General features: G+C 55.4%; 17 protein-coding genes. 5 read left to right on the forward strand and 12 right to left on the reverse strand.

From position 1 onward, the window contains the following. Positions 1-22 precede the first annotated feature (22 nt). The 3 genes from HNR65_RS04315 to HNR65_RS04325 are packed head-to-tail and all read right to left on the reverse strand — an operon-like array spanning position 23 to position 6,611. On the reverse strand, positions 23-3,553 hold the full coding sequence (locus HNR65_RS04315; RefSeq protein ID WP_181550236.1) for a YhaN family protein: 3,531 nt from the start codon (positions 3,551-3,553) through the stop codon (positions 23-25). Further along, complete coding sequence (locus tag HNR65_RS04320) at positions 3,550-4,812, reverse strand: metallophosphoesterase family protein (RefSeq protein WP_181550237.1); 1,263 nt, start codon at positions 4,810-4,812, stop codon at positions 3,550-3,552. Before HNR65_RS04320 ends, HNR65_RS04315 begins: the two co-directional genes overlap by 4 nt. Before the next feature lie 17 nt (positions 4,813-4,829). Continuing rightward, positions 4,830-6,611, reverse strand: coding sequence for a SulP family inorganic anion transporter (locus HNR65_RS04325; RefSeq protein ID WP_181550238.1), 1,782 nt, complete (start codon positions 6,609-6,611; stop codon positions 4,830-4,832). A gap of 219 nt (positions 6,612-6,830) precedes the next feature. On the opposite strand from HNR65_RS04325, the gene HNR65_RS04330 reads away from it, so the two are divergent. Next, complete coding sequence (locus HNR65_RS04330) at positions 6,831-7,304, forward strand: YbhB/YbcL family Raf kinase inhibitor-like protein (protein ID WP_181550239.1); 474 nt, start codon at positions 6,831-6,833, stop codon at positions 7,302-7,304. Between the two features lie 206 nt (positions 7,305-7,510). Here the strand turns inward: HNR65_RS04330 and HNR65_RS04335 are convergent, their stop codons facing one another. After that, positions 7,511-7,996 carry a TetR/AcrR family transcriptional regulator gene (locus HNR65_RS04335; protein WP_353740027.1) on the reverse strand — a complete coding sequence of 162 codons (486 nt, stop codon included), beginning with the start codon at positions 7,994-7,996 and terminating at the stop codon, positions 7,511-7,513. Here HNR65_RS04335 and HNR65_RS18125 point away from each other — a divergent pair. Next, positions 7,961-8,086 (forward strand): hypothetical protein, encoded by a 126-nt coding sequence (locus tag HNR65_RS18125; protein ID WP_269750851.1) that lies wholly within the window; start codon positions 7,961-7,963, stop codon positions 8,084-8,086. The genes HNR65_RS04335 and HNR65_RS18125 overlap by 36 nt on opposite strands. Positions 8,087-8,298: 212 nt before the next feature. Here the strand turns inward: HNR65_RS18125 and HNR65_RS04340 are convergent, their stop codons facing one another. The 4 genes from HNR65_RS04340 to HNR65_RS04355 all read right to left on the reverse strand — a co-directional run bounded on the left by HNR65_RS04340 (position 8,299) and on the right by HNR65_RS04355 (position 12,895). Further along, on the reverse strand, positions 8,299-9,900 hold the full coding sequence (locus HNR65_RS04340) for an acyl-CoA dehydrogenase family protein (protein WP_181550240.1): 1,602 nt from the start codon (positions 9,898-9,900) through the stop codon (positions 8,299-8,301). Between the two features lie 48 nt (positions 9,901-9,948). Continuing rightward, positions 9,949-11,457 carry a class I adenylate-forming enzyme family protein gene (locus HNR65_RS04345; RefSeq protein ID WP_181550241.1) on the reverse strand — a complete coding sequence of 503 codons (1,509 nt, stop codon included), beginning with the start codon at positions 11,455-11,457 and terminating at the stop codon, positions 9,949-9,951. Between the two features lie 160 nt (positions 11,458-11,617). Next, entirely contained in the window at positions 11,618-11,866 is a 249-nt protein-coding gene (locus HNR65_RS04350; protein WP_181550242.1) for a helix-turn-helix domain-containing protein, read from the reverse strand. 27 nt (positions 11,867-11,893) lie between these two features. Continuing rightward, positions 11,894-12,895: an NAD(P)H-dependent flavin oxidoreductase gene (locus HNR65_RS04355; protein WP_181550243.1), complete on the reverse strand. Its 1,002-nt coding sequence runs from the start codon at positions 12,893-12,895 to the stop codon at positions 11,894-11,896. Between the two features lie 148 nt (positions 12,896-13,043). Between HNR65_RS04355 and HNR65_RS04360 the strand changes: the two genes are divergently transcribed. Then, complete coding sequence (locus HNR65_RS04360; RefSeq protein ID WP_181550244.1) at positions 13,044-13,760, forward strand: hypothetical protein; 717 nt, start codon at positions 13,044-13,046, stop codon at positions 13,758-13,760. Here the strand turns inward: HNR65_RS04360 and HNR65_RS04365 are convergent. Both HNR65_RS04365 and HNR65_RS04370 read right to left on the reverse strand, forming a co-directional pair. After that, positions 13,757-15,268 (reverse strand): sodium:solute symporter family protein, encoded by a 1,512-nt coding sequence (locus HNR65_RS04365; RefSeq protein WP_220128285.1) that lies wholly within the window; start codon positions 15,266-15,268, stop codon positions 13,757-13,759. The two genes, HNR65_RS04360 and HNR65_RS04365, sit on opposite strands and share 4 nt — an antisense overlap. Further along, entirely contained in the window at positions 15,265-15,447 is a 183-nt protein-coding gene (locus tag HNR65_RS04370; RefSeq protein ID WP_181550245.1) for a hypothetical protein, read from the reverse strand. Before HNR65_RS04370 ends, HNR65_RS04365 begins: the two co-directional genes overlap by 4 nt. A gap of 230 nt (positions 15,448-15,677) precedes the next feature. Here HNR65_RS04370 and HNR65_RS04375 point away from each other — a divergent pair, with 230 nt between their 5' ends. Further along, positions 15,678-16,820, forward strand: a complete 1,143-nt coding sequence (locus HNR65_RS04375) for a lipid II:glycine glycyltransferase FemX (protein ID WP_181550246.1) — start codon at positions 15,678-15,680, stop codon at positions 16,818-16,820. An 84-nt stretch (positions 16,821-16,904) separates the two neighbouring features. Continuing rightward, positions 16,905-17,840: an SHOCT domain-containing protein gene (locus tag HNR65_RS04380; RefSeq protein ID WP_181550247.1), complete on the forward strand. Its 936-nt coding sequence runs from the start codon at positions 16,905-16,907 to the stop codon at positions 17,838-17,840. A gap of 28 nt (positions 17,841-17,868) precedes the next feature. Here the strand turns inward: HNR65_RS04380 and nagZ are convergent, their stop codons facing one another. Both nagZ and HNR65_RS04390 read right to left on the reverse strand, forming a co-directional pair. Next, a complete protein-coding gene (gene nagZ / locus HNR65_RS04385) occupies positions 17,869-18,870 on the reverse strand; it encodes a beta-N-acetylhexosaminidase (protein ID WP_181550248.1) in 1,002 nt (333 codons plus the stop codon). A 2-nt stretch (positions 18,871-18,872) separates the two neighbouring features. Further along, positions 18,873-19,502, reverse strand: a complete 630-nt coding sequence (locus HNR65_RS04390; protein ID WP_181550249.1) for an MBL fold metallo-hydrolase — start codon at positions 19,500-19,502, stop codon at positions 18,873-18,875. Positions 19,503-19,552: the final 50 nt, after the last annotated feature.

The following is a 19,552-nucleotide window of genomic DNA, read 5'->3' on the forward strand; positions in this document are numbered from 1 at the left end:
GATATTGGACTTTACGGCGCCATCAAAGCTGGTGGTAAACCACCCTGTCATCTGCCAGGCACTCCCGGGCCAGGTCGACTAAGTGGGCGTGATGGGTAAAAAAGATCACCTGGGTCTGCGCCGAGAGATCGGCAAGGATTTCCAGGGCGGCTGCGGCCCGGTCATTGTCGAATTTGATCAGGATGTCATCGACGATAAAGGGCATGGGGCTGGTTTTTTCCATTGTCATTTCCAGACCCGCCAGACGCAGGGACAAATAAAGCTGGTCTGCCGTGCCGTCGCTCATGGCCCATACAGGGACCAGTTCGTGCTCTGCTCCCCGCACCCCGGTGATCACCGGGCGACCGGTGTCGTCAAATTCCGGACGCATGCCGGAAAACGCACCGCAGGTGATTTTTGCAAACAGCTCCGAGGCCCGAAAGAGCATGGGGTCCTGGTTTTTTTCCCTGAACCGGTCAATGGCCCGGTCCAGCACCCGGGTGGCAATTCTGACCCGGACATAATGGCGGGCATCGGGATCCAGGCGGCCCAGAATTTCCTGGCGCTTCTGGGCCAGTTCAGCGGCTTTTGCGCTGCCGTCCATTTTCGACATTTCATTTCCCAGGCTGCCGAGGGTCTCTGTAAGGCTGTCTTTCTGCTTTGTCAGCTCTGCAATTTTTTCATCATAGCGGATGATTTCCGGTTCAATGGTATCGGCATCCACGGCTCCGGCCGCAGCCGTAAATTGCTCCACCGTGGCCCCGCCGGAAAGTTCCAGGATTCTTTGTTCAAGGGATTGTAACTCGGTGTCGAGCTGTCTGCGCTTTTCGGATCGCTGCTCGGCTTCGGGCAGCTGCCTGTAATCCGTGCACCCGGCCTCCTCGCACATCCGCCCAAGTCGTGTCTGCAGGGATTGGGTATTTTTGCGGGCGGTTTCAAGGTTTTTTTTCTCTGCTGTCAGTTGTTTTTCAAGAGTGTTTTTCCGGGTGCTGTCCTCTCTGGCACGGGTCAGGCGGCCGTGGAGTTGCAGGACGATATCCTGGGCCGCACTGCCGGAAAGATCCGGGGCAACGGCATCTGTCAGGGCCGCGACCTTGGTGGAAAATGCCTCAGCATCCCGGTCTATGCCATGGATGCGCTTTTGAAGGGTTTCGGCGTTTTTGAGCTTTTCAAACAGGGTGCGCACATCCTCCATGACCGCTTCGGCTTCAGCCGGGCGGGAGTCCGGGGATAGGCCCAGAGAAGAAACCGCTGCCGCCCAGCTGGCGCGCCATTTTTCAAATTCCTTTTGTCCGGTTTCAAGCCGGTTTTTGGCCGCAGCCAGTTCTTTTTTTCTGGCCGCGGCTTCGGAGTCGATTTTTTCATGTTCGGCAGCGAGATTTTTCTCATCTTCAATGATCTTGCGGGCCTGAAATACGAGCCGGCTTAAGGAGACGCCGGAAAAATCGGTTTGTGGATCCAGTTTTTTGAGTTCTTCTGCCAGGGCGGCCCGGCGGGTTTCGGTCTGGTTTTCCAGATCCTGTGCTTTTGCGCAGACCTGCTCAAATTCGGACAAATCGCTTTTTAACACCACAAAATCCCGAATCCATCGCTCCATTTCCCTGGGCGTTTTCGGAGAGATACCGGTTTGCGCCCAGAGGTTTTCCCATTGAGCGCGAAGGTTTTCAATCTCTTCCTGTGCCTGTTTGCATGCCGCATCCAGTTCCGCCCGGCGGTTTTGTGCGGTCTGGTGGTCCGCAGCAAGCCTTGCATGCTCGGCCACCCGGTCAGCCTCCCGGCGCAGGCGATCTGCAAGTTCGTCTGCACCTTTTACATGGTATTCAAAGGCGTCAGCCAGAATGGTGCAGTTGTCTGAAAGGCCAAGGTATTCGGAAATCGCCTGCTCGTCGACGCGGCCGCCTTCAAGCCGGGTGCGGACAAGCTGCCAGCCCTGATCCCTTCGGGCCCGGGCGGTGGTCAAGTCAGACTCGGAGGGTACGGCCTGGGCCATTTGCCCGGCATTTATGCGGGTTTCGGTTTCCCGGAGCTGCTCATCTATCTGCTGGCGCTCCCTGGCCAGTTCCCGGGCGCGCGTTTTGCCCTGATCAAAGCTGTCTTCATAAACCTGGATGGTTTCTATTGCAGGGACCGGCAGTTTTTGCAGCTCCCCGGCGGTTTTGGCGGAAAGGCCCAGCTGCTGCAGCCGGTTTTCAAAAGCGGCCCTGCGGGCATCCATGCCGGCAAGATCCTGCTTGTTTTGTTTTTCCAGGGGTGCGTATTCCAGGGCTTCTGTGAGCACGGCCTCCAGGGTTGCTATGGATTGCGGGTCCCGGGGCTTGGAAAGCTGCTGTTTTTGTTCTTCAAGGTGCCGGATTTCCCGGGTTGTTTCCGGCAGGGTCTCTTTTGCACTTTCCATTCGGGTTGTGATCTGCTCATATTCAGAGGAAAGGCGCCGGATGGCCGCGGCCTGTTCCTTTTTGATGCGCAGTTGTTCGGCATCTTCAAGGCTTAACTCACCTGAGAGGTTGCGCAGGATTTCCCGGCATTCGCCCAGCAGGGCAGAGCGCCGGGTATCGAGGCCCACCCGGTCGGCTTCGGCCTTGTGCTGGCTGCCAAGCTGCTGGTAAAGATCTTCAATGAGTCCGGCGTTGTTGATAATTGTATCATCTGGCAGGAGCCCGGCCATTTCCTTTTCAATGGCGGAAATGGCGGTTTCCGCGCGCTCGGCCTCCCTGCCGGCCATGTCGAGTTTAGACACAAGATCCCGGCGGGTTTCGGCAAAATCGGCTGCCAGCACCGGGGTGTTTTCATATTGGGCCAGCAGGTCTGTGACTTCCTGCCGCCGGGCAATGACAGGCAGGGCTTGCCGGATTCTGTCCAAATGATGGCGCGCCTTTTGGTTTTCCCGCAGCTCGGCTTCAACTTTTTGGCGGTTTTCCCCGGCCTGCCGGTATTCCTTTTCAAGCTCTGTCCACCGGGAGCCGGGAAGCATGGTCTGCTGGAGCTGTTTTTCAATGTCTTTTAACTGCAATAACGCGGCATTGATGGCCGGGTTTTTTCCCGAAGGCTTAAACAGATTCTCGGCTTCGGCCTGAAGGGCATCACGGATTGATTTTAGCCGCACGATGCCGGAGCCGGCCGAAAATACGAGCTGGCCCAGATCCCCGCCCCCTGAGACAATCTGGCGGCCCCCGGCCACCAGATCATCATAGCCGATACCAAACATTGTGGCAAAAACATCTGCATCCACGTTGTTTAAAAAACCGGCCAGAACGCTTTCCTCCACCACGGTCTGATCGTCTGCCCCCCGCAGGGTGTTGGTCCGGCCCTTGCGCCGGACAATATCGAGTCGCTGCCCGTTATCCGCGCACAGTGTTGCGCCCACACGCATTTTGGCATAAGGGTGGATGAAGCTGTCGGCGCTTCGTTCGTCAATTCCGTAAAACAGTGCGCGCAAGGCCCGCAAGGCCGAGCTTTTGCCGGCTTCGTTGGGGCCGTAAACCAGGTGAAGGCCCCGGCCGCCGGCCTTGCTGAAATCAAGGCAGGTGTTTGTAAACGGGCCAAATGCGGTCAGGTGAAGGGCATCGATTTTCATGATCTTTCTCCTTTGCCCATCAGCCGGCCCACCAGTTCCGGCCGGATCTGGTCCAGAAGCTCCTTGATCCAATCCGGATCATCGCATTTGATGCCGTCCGGGTCTTGTCTGAGCTCTATGGGCAGCTTGCGGCAGAAATCCGAAAGCTCGCTGCCAAGTGCTGTTCTGGCCTCTGGGTCGTGTGCCAGGTCCTCAAACAGGGATACAAGTTCTTCCATTGCCCCGCCTGAAGGCGGATGGTCAACATCTGCAGGAAGACGGCAGAAAAACCGGACTTTTTCCACCCACACCCGGCCTGCGCCGGTTTCAATGGCCGCGGCCCGGATTTCGCCGGTCCAGCGTTCCGGGTCTGCGGCCAGTTCGCCGGCAGCCTTTGTTTCACCAATGATTTCCACCCGAACGGCCAGGGGCATGGCATTGTTTTCCGAAATCACGGTTTCCAGTTGGCCGGCAAACGCACTGATCACTTCACGGGCGTCGTGGCTGCCGCCCGCGTCAACAGAGATCAGGCACCAGCGCACCACGTCAGTGGGGGTAAAGGCAAGGTCAATATCCGTGCTGTCTGTTACTGTCACCAGAACGCATCCTTTGGGGCCGGCCTCCCGGATATGCCGGCCCTGGGTGTTTCCGGGAAACACGATAAAGGGATCCCGGTTCAATACCTCGTGATCGTGAACATGGCCCAGTGCCCAGTACTGATATCCTGTTTGCGCAAGCCGGGCCGGAGAGCAGGGGGCATAGGCTTCATGGCCCGGTCTGCCGGTGGCGCAGGTATGGAGCATGCCGATGTTAAACCGGCCGGGCAGGGATGCGGGATAGTCTGCGGACAGATCGTTTTTTTCCGCGGGTGCGGCAAAACTTCTTCCGTGGATGGCCACGGCCGGATCATCCATGGTTGCGGTTTCGGCCCGGTTGGCGGCAAACAGGGTAACGTTGTCGGGCATGCGCAGCGAGCGGGTGATGGTGCTTGCGGCATCGTGGTTTCCGGCTGTCACAAATACCCGAATACCGGCTTTTTGCAGGCGGACCATCTGGTTGATAAAATACAGGCCGGTGTTGTAATCCTTCCAGTCCCCGTCGTAGAGATCTCCGGAAATCAGAATAAAGGACACTTGCTGCCCGAGCGCGAGTTCCACCAGATTTTCAAAGGCCCTGCGGGTTGACAGCCGGAATTCCTCAACAGGGGCTCCGTCATAAGCCTCGAGCTTGTGCATGGGACTGTCAAGATGAATATCCGCAGCATGGATAAAGGTAAACATAAGCGGGTAATTCCTTTTTATTTGACTATGCTGCACTCATAAAACAATACATAAGGGCAAATATCATGGCAGTAGCCGTGATCGATCTGCTTGAAAATGGCGGCCAGGACCTCGCCGTGCCGGTCGGTGAGACCGGCCTGCCTGACAATGCCGGTCTCACCGATTTCATGGATAAAACCCGAAGACACAAAGGTTTTCATCACCGGCTGGTGCACGTGGAAAATGGCCAGCCCCATGTCCCGGGCCGCAAGTTCATCTTTTAGCGCGCGCAGCTCATCAATGGCTGTGATATCAATAAAGCCCACTGCCTGAAAATCAAGAAGCACATATACCAGCGGGGTGCGCACCGCATCAACCCTTTCAAGAATGTGGGCCACCGTGTATTCCGCGTTGGCAAAAAATATGACATTGTCTGAGCGCAGATGAAGAATCTGGGGGCAGCCGGGCTTGTCCGCGGCATCCGCGTTGACAAATACATTGATTTCCGGGTCCTTGGTGATTTGCACAATTCGCGGATGCATGGTTTTCCACATAAAAAAGATCAAAGAGGCCGCAACCCCGATCATAAGCGCATAATCGGGTTTGACCGCAAGGGCCAGAACAAAGACCGTGACAGCCACAATTCCGTCATCTTTGTTCTGACGCCACAAAGAAAGCACCTCCCTGGGATGAAACAGGGTCATGACCGCGCTGATGACAACAGCGGCAAGGGCGGCTTTGGGAATATAGGTGAAAAGCGGGGTTAAAAACAGCAGGGCAAAAATCACCAAAAGCCCTGAAACAACGCTTGATATGGCGGTTTTGGCACCGGCTGCAAAATTAACGGCAGTGCGCGAAAACGAGCCGCTGACCGGGTAGCACTGGAAAAACCCCCCGATCAGGTTGGCCAGGCCCTGGCCCACAAATTCCTGGTTCACATCGATTTTCTGTTTGGATTCAGATGCCACGGCCTTGCTCACGCTGTAAGTTTCAGCAAAGCTGACCAGGGCGATGACCACCGCCGGACCGATCAGGTTGCTGAGTGTCTCCGGGGCCACTGACGGCAAGTAAAATCCGGCAAGCCCGCCTGGGCTTTTTCCGGCCACGGCAACCCCGGCTTCATGGAGTTTGAGCAAGGCCACCGCGCCTGTTGACGCCACAAGGGCCACAAGCCCGGCCGGAAAGGCGGGCCGGTATTTTTTGACAAAATAGATAAAAACAAAGCACGAAACCCCGATAAGCACGGTGGCCGGATGAAAGCCGGAAAGATTCTTCCCGATTTCAATGAGCATGAAAATGATAAATTCGTGGCGCTCCGTGCTGAGTCCCAGCAGATTGGGGATCTGGGCGGCGATAATGATCAGGGCCGCAGCAGAGGTAAACCCCTTGACTGCTGAATGGGATATAAACGACATGACCTGGCCCATGCCGGCAATGCCCACAGACAGGTAAATGGCCCCCACAAGGATTGAAAGCACCAGGGCCAGGTCAATGAACTGCCGGCTGCCGGGTTCGGCCAGGGGTGCGAGGGTGGTCAGCACCAGCAGGCTCATAATGGCAATGGGACCGGTGGCCAGCTGTCTGAGGCTTCCCCACAGCCCGCCGATGATCGGGGTAATGGCAGCCGCATACAGGCCGTAGACCGGCGGAAGGCCTGCCAACATGGCGTATGCCATGGACTGGGGAATCAGCACCACGGCCACGGTCAGCCCGGCCAGGCTGTCTGCGCGAAACATTTGCCATGAATAGCCCCTGAGCCATTGGATAAAAGGGAAAATCCGGAAAAGCAGGTTGTTGTTTTGAAAAATGCGGCCGGTCATGGGTTTTTCTGTTTGCTCCTGAATTCAGGCGATTGTTTCAGGCAGATGATTTCAGGTATTTTTCTACCAGGATTCCGCGTTGCCGACAACCGGGTTTTGCCCGGGTAGCAGGCGCGTTGTTGACAAGGCAGGCAAGGTTTCTTAATTTATTGGTAATCAGTTTTGCCCGCGAATACTTACAGCCGCCAACTTCAGTTATTGGTGAAAGGAGGGAAAATCATGGGTTTTGCACTTTCGGACATGCAATTGACCAGTCCGGGGTTTGAAAACCGGGGACAGATTCCGCAAAAATACACCGGCTACGGAGAAGATGTATCCCCGCCCCTGGAATGGACAAAAGTGCCCGAGGGCACACGCAGCTTTGCCATTATTTGTCATGACCCGGATGCACCGCTGGTGGAGCCGGGCACCTACGGGTTTGTCCACTGGGTTCTCTACAATATCGCCGGCGATGTCTCGGGAATTCCGGAGGGATGTCCCGACTACACCATGGGGGTCAACAATTTCAACGAAAAGGGCTACAAAGGACCCAAGCCACCGCCCGGCCATGGCATCCATCACTACTTCTGGTGGCTGCTGGCGTTAAACAAGGATCTGAAACTGGAATCCGGCCTGACCCAGTGGCAGCTGCTGGAAAAAATCGAGCCGCATTTGATCGGCATGAACCGGCTTGTGGGTATCTACGAAAAATAGCCCCGGCGATTTTTTGCGCTCTGGTGGATTTTTTCGGTTTAAAAAACTGATGCACTCGTAAAAAGTCGGGATCTGACGGCTTTGTAAAAAGTTCAAGATCAAGGCTTGCGCGATTCCGAAGAATGGAGCGTGCTTAGCGTACGTGAAATTCTGAGGTATCGCGCGTAACGCAGATATTGGACTTTTTACGATGCCGTCAAAACTGATCAACTGAATCGTCTGGCAATGAGTTTGCCAAGAAGCTGCATATGATCGAAAACCGCCTGCCGGTCCCGGCCCGGGTAATTGCGAAAGGAGATCAGCACGCCGTTTACTGCGGCAAAAAGGGCGCGGGCCATGGCCCGGGGGTTTTCGGTTGTATGGCCGGCCGCAAATATGGTTTCCAGCCGGTTGAGCAAAGCACGGGCGGCATTGTTGAGTTTTTCCACCAGGTCCGGGGCCAGTTCACCGTCGAGCATGAAATGGGTCATCATCCGGAAATAATGATCCTTTTGGGTCAGAAAATCAATGAAGTCGGCCACAACTGCTTCCAGCAGATTGCCTGGGGGGTTGTTTGCGGCAATGACATCAATTCTGGCCAGGATTTCTTCCACGCCCCGGAGAAAGGCTTCCATGAAAAGGGTCTGCTGATCCGGAAAATACCGGTAGATGGTGGCATGGGAAATACCGGCTTCGGCGGCAATGTCGCGGATGTTGACTTTATGAAACGGCTTGAACCCAAAGACCCGTTCTGCCGCATCAATAATGACGTCCCGCTTGGCATTTTGCTCCTGCTTCTTTAAATCCGCAAATGTCTGTTTTTCAGGTATGTCAGTTGCGCGCGCCAGGTTGATTCTCCTGTTTTAATGGTTTGATAACGGCATGACGGCCATTGGCATCAAAGATTGAAATATATCACAACCGCGGGTTTTGGAAAAAGGGATTTCAACACAGGCAGCCGCGGCACATGAGCGCACCGCGGCTGCCGGGGATTGAAAAATACAGAGCTGAAAGATCAGGCCGATGCCATCACTTCAGACAAGGCCAAATCCTGATAGGCATGAAACAAACGATGGCAGAACCCGTCCCATTGCTTCCAGAAATCCAGTGAGGCATCGTCTGTGCCAAAGGGTTCGGCCACAGCAATGAGCTCCCTGATCTCCTCAGCCAGGGCAGTGGCGGCTTCGGACTCGGCGCCTTTTAGCACTCCGGCCACAAATTCTTCCGGCGGATACCAGGACTTTGCCTTCTGAATGTCCCGATAAATCTGGGTGAGCAAAACATTTCGCGGTCCCTCCCAGAGCTCGTTGACCGCCCCGTCCCGGTATATGCGCGGAAGAGAGGAAAAATCCTCCATGACCCCGTGGCCGCCGAAAATGGACATGGCCAGCCGGGTGATGTCAACAGTATCCCAGGAAGCCGTGATTTTCTGCAGCATGATCAGTTCCCGGATGTCAAAGCGATGGCGTTTCTGCGCTTGGGTTTCATCATTTGTCATCCCGCCTTTGAGCCCGCCTTCCAGGGCCAGAAAATCCCGGTAAAGCCGGAATGCCCCGGCTGTGGTTCTGCGGGCGGCTGTTTCCATCTCCCGGATCTGGCCGGCCACCAGGGGAAAGCGGTTGATGGGCATGCCAAAGGCCTCCCGGTACTCGCTGTATTTTTTGGCTTCCCGGGCCGCCCGGGTCATGCTGGCCGCACCGGAAAGCCCGACGGTAAGCCGTGAATAAGTGAGCACCACGCCCGCCACGTTGGCCACCCCCCGGTCCAGGGGGCCCACGGGATAGGCCACGGCCCCGTCAAAAGTCAGTTCTGCCGTGGTCAGCTCGCTGGTGCCCATTTTCCATTTGATCCGGTCAATGGTATACCCGTTTCGGATCTCCTTTTCCTTGTTTCCCGGCAGCCAGGAGGGGACCACAAACAAGGCCACTTTTTCCGCCCCTTTGGGCCGGGCAGTGACAACAGCGTAGTCGGCATGGGTGGCGGAACAGAAAAACTTGGTTCCGTACAGCCGCCAGGTGCCGTCTTGTTCCACGGCTTCAAGCACGTTGGCCGGCACATCAGAGCCGCCGTGGATTTCGGACAAATATTGGGCGCCGATGGCAAAATCGCCGTCAATGCCTTCCTTGCAGTGCTGGACGATCTGCTTTAGTTCCGGGGTGTCGGCAAACTGTTCGATAATGGCCACCAGCCCCTCGGTGCAGGTTACGGGGCAGGCAATGCAGGCTTCGCTGTTTTGATAGATCAGATACATTTTGATCAGTTTGACCCATGGGTCGGTTTTCTTCGAAAAAAGGGCCTCTTTGAAGACTTCCTCTTCCATGACCCGGGTTTCCATGGGCCGGACAATGCGGTCGATGCGATGATTGTGGCCGTCATAGTGCATCATGTACGGCCGTTTTTCCGGCCAGGCAATGGCATCGGCCAGATCCCGCCACCGAAAAGAGGCTTTTTCAGAGACTTCTCCGGCCGCCTGGTCGACCATTTCGAATTTGTCTCCGGTGTAGCATTTCAGGACCTGTTGGATAAACGGATCATCCCGGTAGTAGTCCACCTGATTTCGCCACTCAAGAAACGGGTCGAAATTGTAGGAATTGATTTCCCTTGGATTGCGTTCCATATGGTGCTCTCCTTTGAATTTTGTTTTTTTCTCCAAACAGAGTCGAATTTAGGGCATCATGGTTTGGAGATCTTTTTTCAAAACTTTGCCCACGGAGTTTTTGGGGATCGCCTCCACAAAAACAACGTCCTTGACCTGTTTGAACCCGGCCAGGTTCTGCCGGCACAACTCAAGGATATCCGCTTTGGATACCCGGGCTTCTTTTTGAGGGGCAATAAATGCCACAGGCACTTCTCCCCATTTCTCATCTGCCCTGCCCACAACAGCGGCTTCGGCCACGCCCGGCTGGGTGACGAGCAGGGCCTCGATTTCCGCCGGGTAAATATTTTCCCCGCCGCTGATGATCATATCCTTGAGCCGGTCAACCACGCAAACAAACCCGTCAGCGTCCTTTTTGCCCAGATCCCCGGAACGGTAATATCCGTTGACCAGGACTTCCTTTGTGGCCGCGGGGTTGTTCCAGTAGCCGGTAAACACCTGGGGACCGAACAAACAGATTTCGCCGACTTCATCCGGGCCCAGTTCCCCGCCGTTGTCCGGGGAAAGAATTTTAACATCCCCGTGAAATACCGGCTTGCCCGCAGAGTCTGCTTTTTCCCAGGGCATGTCATGGGTCCAGAACGTGATGGCACCGGTGTATTCCGTGGCCCCGTAGACCTGGTGCACGTTAATGCCCTTTTCCCGGTAGGCGGCAATCAGGTTTTGGGCAACAGGAGAACCGCCGCAGATGATCTGGTTCAGATGCGACAGATCGGCTTCTGCCATACCGGGCATCATGATCATGTATTGCAGCATGAGCGGCACGGTCATCAGAAAATTGATCTTCTCATCGGCAATGACCGACCATATCTTTTGAGGATCAAAATCCGGCATGTATACGGTGGTGCAGCCCCGGTGCACGTTGGCCAGAATCGGGGCCAGCCCGCCGATGTGAAAAAGGGGAGCCACTGAGAGAAAACGGCTTTTGCTGCGCCAGTCAATGGTATGGCTCAATCCGATGGAGGCCCAGAACAGATTGTCATGGGAGAGGGTCACGCCTTTGGGTTTTCCGGTGGTGCCGGAGGTGTACATTAAAAGCGCCGGGTCGCCGCCGGATCCGGTCTTTTGGGGTTCACTGCCGGACATTTTTTTAAGTTCGGCTTCAAAATCCGGATCAGCGCTGCTGCTGTTTCTGCAGATATACACCCGGCAGGCGATATCCGGCCGGATCTGTTCCACCGGGTCGGTAAACTGTTGGTCATAAATCAGGGCCGTGGCGGTGCAGTCGTTTAAGATAAAAGCCAGTTCCCGGGCATGAAGCCGCCAGTTGAGCAGCACGGTTACGACCCCGATTTTGGCGGCCCCAAACAGGCAGGTGGTCACCCATTCATCGTTTTTTCCCAGCACGGCCACCCGGTCTCCAGGGCGAATACCCCTGGCCGCCAGCACCTCGGCCACCTGATTGGCCCGTTTGTTGATTTGTTCATAGGAGTAGCGGTACCCGTCGCCCACCCCGGCTTCCTGATCCGGTGATAAAAAAGCCCGATTCTGCATTAAATTGCCAAGATTCAATTGCATGCCCATGCTCCTTTACTTTTAGTAAATAAAATAACCAATGGTTACTTTATTAAATCATTGATCATTTTTTTGTCAAGCAAAACCATTTTGGAAATGATCGTATCAAAATCATTTGGCCGAAAGGGCAGGGGACAGTGGAGAAAAGGATGGGTAAAAGCCGTTACTTCAAAACATTGCGCAGAATCTGATCCATGTCCTGGCTTTGAATATTGGCCTTTTCCCAGTGCCGGACAACGGCAGCATCCACGCCGAGCCTTTCCGCAAGGGCCTGTTGGGCCATTTTTTTTACCTCCCTCAGGGTTTGGATCTGCCGGCTTGTGAGCAGACCGGTTTTCCGGCGGAACTGATCGGCGATTTCCTGCTGCACGGCAGCCGTGCAGGCCACATTGCTGGTTGAAATCGGGAGCATGTTCCGATAGCCAACCCGGGTGTTGGCTCAGAAAAAATTGTTGACCTGCTGCTCCAGGTGAGAAAATCGCTTTTGAATGTCTGATAGGAGTTTTTCCATAAGCTGGGCCGCCGGGGGGATATCGTGGATCAGGCCGGCCACCTGGCCGCAGCAGATCTCCGCGTCCTCGGCCAGTCCCAGGTGCTGGGACTGGTACTGGCCGTGCTCTTCGAGAAAAGCGATCAACTCCTGGGTGGATGCCCCGGATTTGCGCATTTCCTGGAATTGTTCCGTAAACTTGTTGGCCAGGTCCCGGGCCAGCATGAATTCCTTTGATACGGATACGGTGCAGACGTCTTTGGCTGCGGCAATGGCTTGCTTGACCTTGTCATGGCTTTCCGACTCCAGTGTGGCCATAAACCGCGAGCCCATGTAAATGCCGTCGGCCCCCAGGGCCAGGGCGGCCAGAATTCCGCGTCCATCGCCGATGCCGCCGCCGGTCACCACGGGAATATCCACTGCATCGGCCACCATGGGGGTGAGCACGAATGTGGTCAGCTCGGTAAACCCCTTGTGGCCGCCGGCTTCAAATCCTTCGCAGATGACCGCATCCACGCCGGCATCCCGGGCCTTTTGGGCATGGCGGGCGGTGGAGATGGCGTGCAGCACCTTGATGCCGGCATTTTTCAGGGTTTGGGTGTAGGTGTCGGGCCGGCCAACCGATACGATGGCGGCCGGGACCTTTTCTTCAACCAACACCTCCACGATTTTTTTTGAATATTTCGTGTCCTCGCCAAAGCCCACAACCACATTTACGGCAAAGGGTTTGTTTGTGAGTTCCCGCACTTTGCCGATTTGTTTTCGCACCAGTTCTCCGGTGGCCTCCACGTCGGGGTTGATTTTATTCGCCCCTGCATTGGGTCCGATGGTGCCCATGCCCCCGGCTTCCGACACCGCTGCGGTCAGGGCAGCGCCGCTTACCCAGTTCATGGGGGCCTGGATGATGGGATAACGGATGCCGAGCAGACTGCAGATGCGATTTTGGCCCATGGTTTACCTCGCGTGTAAGTGTTCTTGTTTGCATTTAGGGATTTTGCAGGATCATAGCTGACAAATTTGCACCAAATGATTATAATAAAGTATACACCAATGCTTATCTCAAATCTAACATAATACAGGTTCACAGCGGGGCAAAAAAATGAAAAACTTCCAGAACAGGAAAAAAACAGGCAGGCATGCGGATTTTTTTAAAAAAACAGGGCAGGTACTGCTTGTTTTCTTATTGATGCTGTTTTTATGCAGCACAGTGCAGGCCCAAACCCATGACCAAAATGACAACGGAATAGATGAAACGGCCTCTGTTGCTTTACTGCCCCTGATCAAGGGGCAGAACCCCGAGGGGCAGGGCCAGACCCTGACCTGTCCCATGGGCCGTTTCTGCGAAGATGATACCGGTTTAAAAGACAATGCAGATGTGATTCTCACCGACATGGTCCAGGCCAAACTGTTGCAGCGTTTGGAATCCCGGGCCGTTTCGCGGGAGATCGTCCAGAAAGCCTATGATTCGGCAAAGTACGGTTTTGAGGAAAAAACGCCCCTTGATCTGGTCGTGGAGGTGGGAGAAAAGCTGAATGTGGACTATATGCTGGTTGGCAATGTTTGGCGGTACCAGCAGCGGATTGGCAGTGATTACGGCGCTGCGCAGCCCGCCTCTGTGGCTTTTGCCCTGTATCTGGTGGAAGTGGACAGCGGAGATGTCCTCTGGTCGCAAACTTTTGCTGAAACCCAGCAATCCCTGTCTGAAAATCTGCTGAAAGCCAAAAAGTTTTTCAGGCGCGGGGCCAAATGGTTAACCGCAAGGGAACTTGCCAAAGCCGGCGTCAATGAAGTCATGGATACATTTCCGGTGTACTAGACATGCCTGTGTTTCCCGGGCTGTCGTGTTTTTGCCCGGCCATACCACGGGCGGAAGTTGTGGCGGTCCAGTTCTTTTTCCACCCGGTCAATAAAGAATCCTGCATTGTCCGGCGGCGTTGTTAAAAGGCTGACGCAAATAAACAAAATAACCGTCAGGCCGCCGCCCCAGACACTGGGCCACCAGCCCAGGGGATGGATCTTTGCCAGATACATCACTGCTGTGACCAGCCCCCCGATGATCATGGACCAAAGCGCGCCCGCAGCCGTGGCCCTTTTCCAGAAAAACACGCCCACAATGGCCGGGGCCATCACCATCAGCCCGCCTGAAGCCATGCTTGAAACAACCGTGATCAGCCCGGGGCGCAGCCAGGCAAAAACAATGCAGGCCGCCAGCAGCACCAGTATGGATATCTGGCCCAGAAAACGTTCTGCGGATTCAGAAATACCGGGCCGGATCTGCTTGGCAATGTCTCTTGCAAACATGGAGCTCAGGGTCAGCACAATTGAGCCCAGGGTGGATGTGGCCGCGGCAAAGATGCCGACAAATATGACCAGGCTCATGGCAGTGGGCACCCTGGCAAGCATGTGGGCCATGGCCTTGTCCGGATTGTCCAGGCCCGGGATGAGCATGGCGGCTTCCAGGCCGAACAGGGTGCTGATGATTGTGTAGACAAACCCGAACAGGGCAAAATAGATAATCATCCGTCTGAGGCTGCTGGCTGAATCCGGCACATACATACGCTGGGACACCTGGGGATTGGTCAGGGCAAAAAAAGCCCAGGGCAGGGTGAGGCCGATAAAAAAGGCCGGTTCCCAGGTAAATGTCACCAGCTCCGGGATTTGTTTGGATGCGGCTTCGGCAAATCCGGCCGGGGAGCCGAAGAAATGATACAGGGTCCAGCCCAGGGCTGCCAGGGAGGTGATCATCATGGTAACGGCCTGGAATGCATCGGTCCAGGCCACTGAACGCATGCCCGCCCAGAATGCGGTAAACCCGGAAAGTGCTACCATCAGCAATACTCCGGTCATAAATGGGATTTGCCCGCCGGTAATGCCGCTGACCAGAAAACCCATGCCCATCAACTGCACCGAGGCATAAGGGATCAGCATGAAAAAGGAAATGGCCGCGGCAGCCACGCCCACCCATTTGCTGCCATAGCGGTTGGCCAGCAGTTCCGGCGGGGTGATGTGGTCATACCAGTTGCCTGCCAGCCAGAAGCGCGGCCCAAAGGTCACAAGCAACAGCACCGTGAAAATCAGGTAGGTCATTTCAAAGCCCAGGGCGCCCACCCCGGTTTTATAGGTCAGGCCCACCAGGCCCACGAGCATGAATGCGCTGTAGGTGGTGGCTGCATAGGTCATGCCGGAGACAAACCCGCGCAGCCGCCGGCCGCCGATGAAAAACTCGCTGGCCCCGGCAAGCAGGTTTCTGCGGGCAGCTGCAGCAATACAGACCGCAGCCGCAGACCAGATGATCATGGCCAGCCATACAAAAAAAGAATTCAAACCGGCCTCCCCCAGTTGCGGGTGGCTGCAACGGCAAACACGATCACAGCCAGGGTCAGCGCGCACCAGAACAGAAAAGACGCCCCGAGGCTTTCCATATCGCCGATCCACAAATAGGGCACAAGCACGTCAACTGCTGTGATCACAACAAGCAGTATTGTAAAATGGGTTCCTTTCATGATTGATCCCCTGTAACTGTTTCCGGTTTTTTAAATGCAGAGGGTATAATTGCATATATTTTTCCGGATTGTCCATATCAGGCTTAAAAACTTTATGAAGGCTTGACCTTGGGGGGTGATGTTGTGTAATATGGCAAAAATTTGATAAACTACGGACACGATAGGCGGAAACACTGAAAAAGGAGACAGACCGGAACGATTTTCCTGTTCCGGACAAAACAATACTGACCATGGATGTATCCGTAATTCCGAAGAAAACAAGACATCTGATTCCCACCCCGCACCTGCAGCAGACCGCTTACTGGGGCCGGCTCAAAAAACAGCAGGGCCGGCAGGCCCGGGCGTTTGACCTCATGGTAAAGCCAAAGGACCGGGCTGAAAATGCGCAAACCGAGTCCATGTATGCATATCCCCAGGGCGGCAGCCGGGATATGCTGGTGGTGCTGCGCAGCCTTGGCACAGATTCGTGCATGGCCTACGTGCCCTTTGGGCCTGAACTGCTGCCGGATGAAGAACGGCGCGGGTTCTGGCTGGAAAATCTTTCGGAAGAACTCCGAACGCAGTTGCCGGAAAACTGCGTTTTTATCCGTTATGATCTGCCCTGGCAGTCTCCGTGGGCCGATGAACCCGACCGGTACACCGAGGACAATCAGTGGATGGGGGCGCCGAAAATAAGGGTCCAGGAAATGCGAATGAATTTTGACACCGAGCACTGGAACCTCAGAAAAGCCCCAACCGATCTACTGCCCCCTGATACCGTGCTGGTGGACGTGGCATCTGACAGGGACCGGATCCTTGCCCGCATGAAGCCCAAGACGCGCTACAACATCGGCTTGTCGGCCAGAAAAGGGGTGACCGTGCGCGATGCCGGCATGGAGGGTTTGGCCGCCTGGTATGATCTGTACTGCCAGACTGCCCGTCGGCACAACATGAGCTTAAATGACATGGATTACTTTGCCTCGGTGTTTCAGGTGAAAAACCGGCAATGCCAGTCACCGGCAAATGTGCATCTGCTGCTGGCAGAGGCGGAGGGAAAGCCCCTGGCCGGAATCATCCTGGCCATTTCCGGATCACGGGCAACTTATCTCTACGGGGCCTCGTCTTCGGTTCATAAGAACCGGATGGCTTCCTATGCCGTTCAGTGGGAGGCCATCAGCCGGGCCCATAAGGCCGGATGCCGGGAATATGACTTGTTTGGCGTCTCGCCGTACCCGGACCCGGAGCATCCCATGTACGGGCTTTATCGTTTTAAAACCGGCTTTGGCGGCTGGATGCTGCATCGTCAGGGCTGCTGGGACTATCCCCTGGACGAGGCCGCCTATGATGTGTACCGGGCATCTGAAATGGCGGGTTCCGGATTTATCATGGGCTAAAAGCCGTCCCGGCGCTTTGCTGTTCTAATTGCATCTTACTGAAATGATTTGTTTAACTAATCTCAAATGTTTGGGGGAAATGAAATGAAGCGATACATGATCGCGGTTTTACTGGTTGCATTGTTTGCAGCGGGCTGCAGTTCCGGCGGGGGATGGAAGGACACGGATGTGGCCAGGGACAAAAACGTGGTGGTCCGCCTGGAACAGCAGATGAAAAACGGGCAGGTGGTGGATCAGAGCTACAGGCACCCGGCGGAAATCAATTCGTTTACCATGAGCTGGCTGCTTGAAGATCTGCGCTACATGCCCCAGCCGTCAGTCATCGGCCGATCCAGTGAAACCCAGATTTTTGAGCAAAGGGAAATCGACCGTCTGGCCCCGGCGCTTTCCAAGGCTCTGGCTTCGGCGGATTCCGGCCAGCGGGTTCATTTTACCTCCCATAACCGGGCCGTTGAGCTGATCTTTGAAAAACAGCGCAAAACCGAAGGTGTGATGTTTGTGGATCAAAACGGCACTCTGCACATCGCCTTTGCCTGGATCAATGCGGTCATTGACGTGGATGGCGAGCCCAAGGGTTCAAGGTCCAGCCACCGGTTTGACGTGCTGGAACTCCGGCACGCAGACACCGAGGTGATCGCGCCCAAGCCTTACATGCAGGTATATCAGTTTGAAGACGGAAAATCAGCACCAATGCGCCTGGCTGTCAATCTCGAGCACCTCAGGGCAGCCGTTGCCCGGCAAATCGGCCAGGAGACCGGTATGCAGTATGCCGCACCCTCCGGATCGCAGCAGTCCGACTCTTTCCGGCAGGTCCAGCAGCCGCAGCAGATGCAGACCCGGCAGCCTGCGCAGGAGGTTCAGCCCGCGCCGGCACCAGCACCTTCCCCGCAGGACAAGGAAGCTCTTCGCAAGGAAGTCAAAGATCAGCTGGAATATTTAAAGGAGATTTATGAAGAAGGCCTGATCACGGAAGCTGAATACGAACAGCAGCGCAAAAAGGCGCTGGAATCGCTGCAGTAATACATATGATCGATAACAATAAAAACGCTTAGAACAAATACCGGCGCTTGGCTGAGAAAATGCGGGAAACCGATTCAGTCTGGCGCCGGTATTGATTTTCGTCCTTTATGGTCTGTTCAAATATTTGGGCTGCTGTTCTGATCTTGTCCATTGAGTGGCAGATCAGCGCAATGTCAATGCCCGCAGCCATGATTTGCGAAATCATGGTTTCCATGTCATAGTGGTTTTCCACAGCCCCCATTTCCAGATCATCGGTCATTACCAGCCCGTTATAACCCATCTCAGCGCGCAGCAACCTTTCGGCCACGGCAGCAGACAGGCTGGCGGGCCAATTGCGGTCAAATGCCATATACCGGATGTGAGAAAGCATGATGCCGGCGGCATCTGCCTTGACAGCCGCCTGAAACGGGACAAGATCCCGGGCATGGAGGCTTTGGGCCGGGGTGTTGAGATCCGGCAGGTCCAGGTGGGAATCCAGCGTAGTGCGGCCGATGCCGGGAAAGTGTTTGGCCACAGCCATGATGCGCTTTTTCTGAAGGCCGTTGATGATCTCTGTGCCCATTTCAGCCACATAACCGGGATTCGTACCAAAGGCGCGTCTGGTCATGACGCTTTCAATGCCGGGGTCGGCCACGTCCATGACCGGGGCCATGTCCATGTTGATGCCCGAATCAGCCAGTTCTGCCGCCGTAATCCGGGCAAACCGGGCTGCGTCGGTTTTGCCGGAAAAATTCGCGGCATGGCCAAATTCCGTAAAATCCGGGGCTTTTAGCCTTGCCACGCTTCCGCCTTCCTGGTCCACGGCAACAAACAACTGCGGCCGGCCGCAGTCTTTGGCATATTTTTGCACATCCGCCGTGAGCCGGCGCAATTGCCCCAGGGTTTCAATGTTTCGGGAAAACAGGATAATGCCGCCAACACAGAGGTCGCGGATCAGATGTTTTAAATCCGCGTTAATCCCTGTGCCCTGAAAACCGGCGATAATGCGCTGGCCGGCCATCTGGCGGCAGGTCAGGTCATGGGGCTGCATTTTTATAAAAACGGATTGTTTTGTTTTTCATGGGCGATGGTGGACCACGGAGCCGGGCCGTAATCATGGCCCGGCCAGACCCGGGTAGCATCGGGCAGGACAAAGAGTTTTTCGTGAACAGAGGCCAGCAGCTGCTCATAAGATCCGCCGCCCAGATCGGTCCGGCCCACGGCCTCCACAAACAGGGTGTCTCCGGTAAACACGTGGCCGGGGGTGTACAGGCAGATGCAGCCCGGGGTATGACCCGGAGTGTGGATGACATGCAGCCGGCTTTCCCCGATTTCAATGATGTCCTTGTCGTGCAGGATGCAGTCGGCCTTTGGTGAGCCTTTTCCCCCGGCCATCCGGCTAAGCGTCCGGGACAGCAGTTTGGATACGCTTTGGGCATCTGCCTCGTGGATGCACAACCGCGCATCGGCGGCCTCCAGGATGGCAGCGTTGCCGGATGTGTGATCTGCATGGCCGTGGGTGTTGATCACGTGGGTGATGGTATAGCCGGCAGCCTTGATTTCAGCCATGATTTTTTCCGGATCAAAGGCCGGATCAATCACCGCGCAGGTTTTTGTGTCCGGATCTCCTGCCATGTAACAGAAGTTGGCCATCTGCGGCAAAAAAATTTGCCTGATCTCCATAACCCTCCTTTGGCCGTATACTTGATGTGTTTCAAAAAACTGCCGGATCT

It is taken from the genome of Desulfosalsimonas propionicica (genome assembly GCF_013761005.1).
GTDB lineage: Bacteria > Desulfobacterota > Desulfobacteria > Desulfobacterales > Desulfosalsimonadaceae > Desulfosalsimonas > Desulfosalsimonas propionicica.

Excerpts from the sequence above, each read along its gene's own strand:
- HNR65_RS04315 (WP_181550236.1), bottom strand. The coding sequence starts at position 3,553 with ATGAAAATCGATGCCCTTCACCTGACCGCATTTGGCCCGTTTACAAAC.
- HNR65_RS04320 (WP_181550237.1), bottom strand. The coding sequence starts at position 4,812 with ATGTTTACCTTTATCCATGCTGCGGATATTCATCTTGACAGTCCCATG.
- HNR65_RS04325 (WP_181550238.1), bottom strand. The coding sequence starts at position 6,611 with ATGACCGGCCGCATTTTTCAAAACAACAACCTGCTTTTCCGGATTTTC.
- HNR65_RS04330 (WP_181550239.1), top strand. The coding sequence starts at position 6,831 with ATGGGTTTTGCACTTTCGGACATGCAATTGACCAGTCCGGGGTTTGAA.
- HNR65_RS18125 (WP_269750851.1), top strand. The coding sequence starts at position 7,961 with ATGGGAAATACCGGCTTCGGCGGCAATGTCGCGGATGTTGACTTTATG.
- HNR65_RS04340 (WP_181550240.1), bottom strand. The coding sequence starts at position 9,900 with ATGGAACGCAATCCAAGGGAAATCAATTCCTACAATTTCGACCCGTTT.
- HNR65_RS04345 (WP_181550241.1), bottom strand. The coding sequence starts at position 11,457 with ATGCAATTGAATCTTGGCAATTTAATGCAGAATCGGGCTTTTTTATCA.
- HNR65_RS04350 (WP_181550242.1), bottom strand. The coding sequence starts at position 11,866 with ATGCTCCCGATTTCAACCAGCAATGTGGCCTGCACGGCTGCCGTGCAG.
- HNR65_RS04355 (WP_181550243.1), bottom strand. The coding sequence starts at position 12,895 with ATGGGCCAAAATCGCATCTGCAGTCTGCTCGGCATCCGTTATCCCATC.
- HNR65_RS04360 (WP_181550244.1), top strand. The coding sequence starts at position 13,044 with ATGAAAAACTTCCAGAACAGGAAAAAAACAGGCAGGCATGCGGATTTT.
- HNR65_RS04370 (WP_181550245.1), bottom strand. The coding sequence starts at position 15,447 with ATGAAAGGAACCCATTTTACAATACTGCTTGTTGTGATCACAGCAGTT.
- HNR65_RS04375 (WP_181550246.1), top strand. The coding sequence starts at position 15,678 with ATGGATGTATCCGTAATTCCGAAGAAAACAAGACATCTGATTCCCACC.
- HNR65_RS04380 (WP_181550247.1), top strand. The coding sequence starts at position 16,905 with ATGAAGCGATACATGATCGCGGTTTTACTGGTTGCATTGTTTGCAGCG.
- nagZ (WP_181550248.1), bottom strand. The coding sequence starts at position 18,870 with ATGCAGCCCCATGACCTGACCTGCCGCCAGATGGCCGGCCAGCGCATT.
- HNR65_RS04390 (WP_181550249.1), bottom strand. The coding sequence starts at position 19,502 with ATGGAGATCAGGCAAATTTTTTTGCCGCAGATGGCCAACTTCTGTTAC.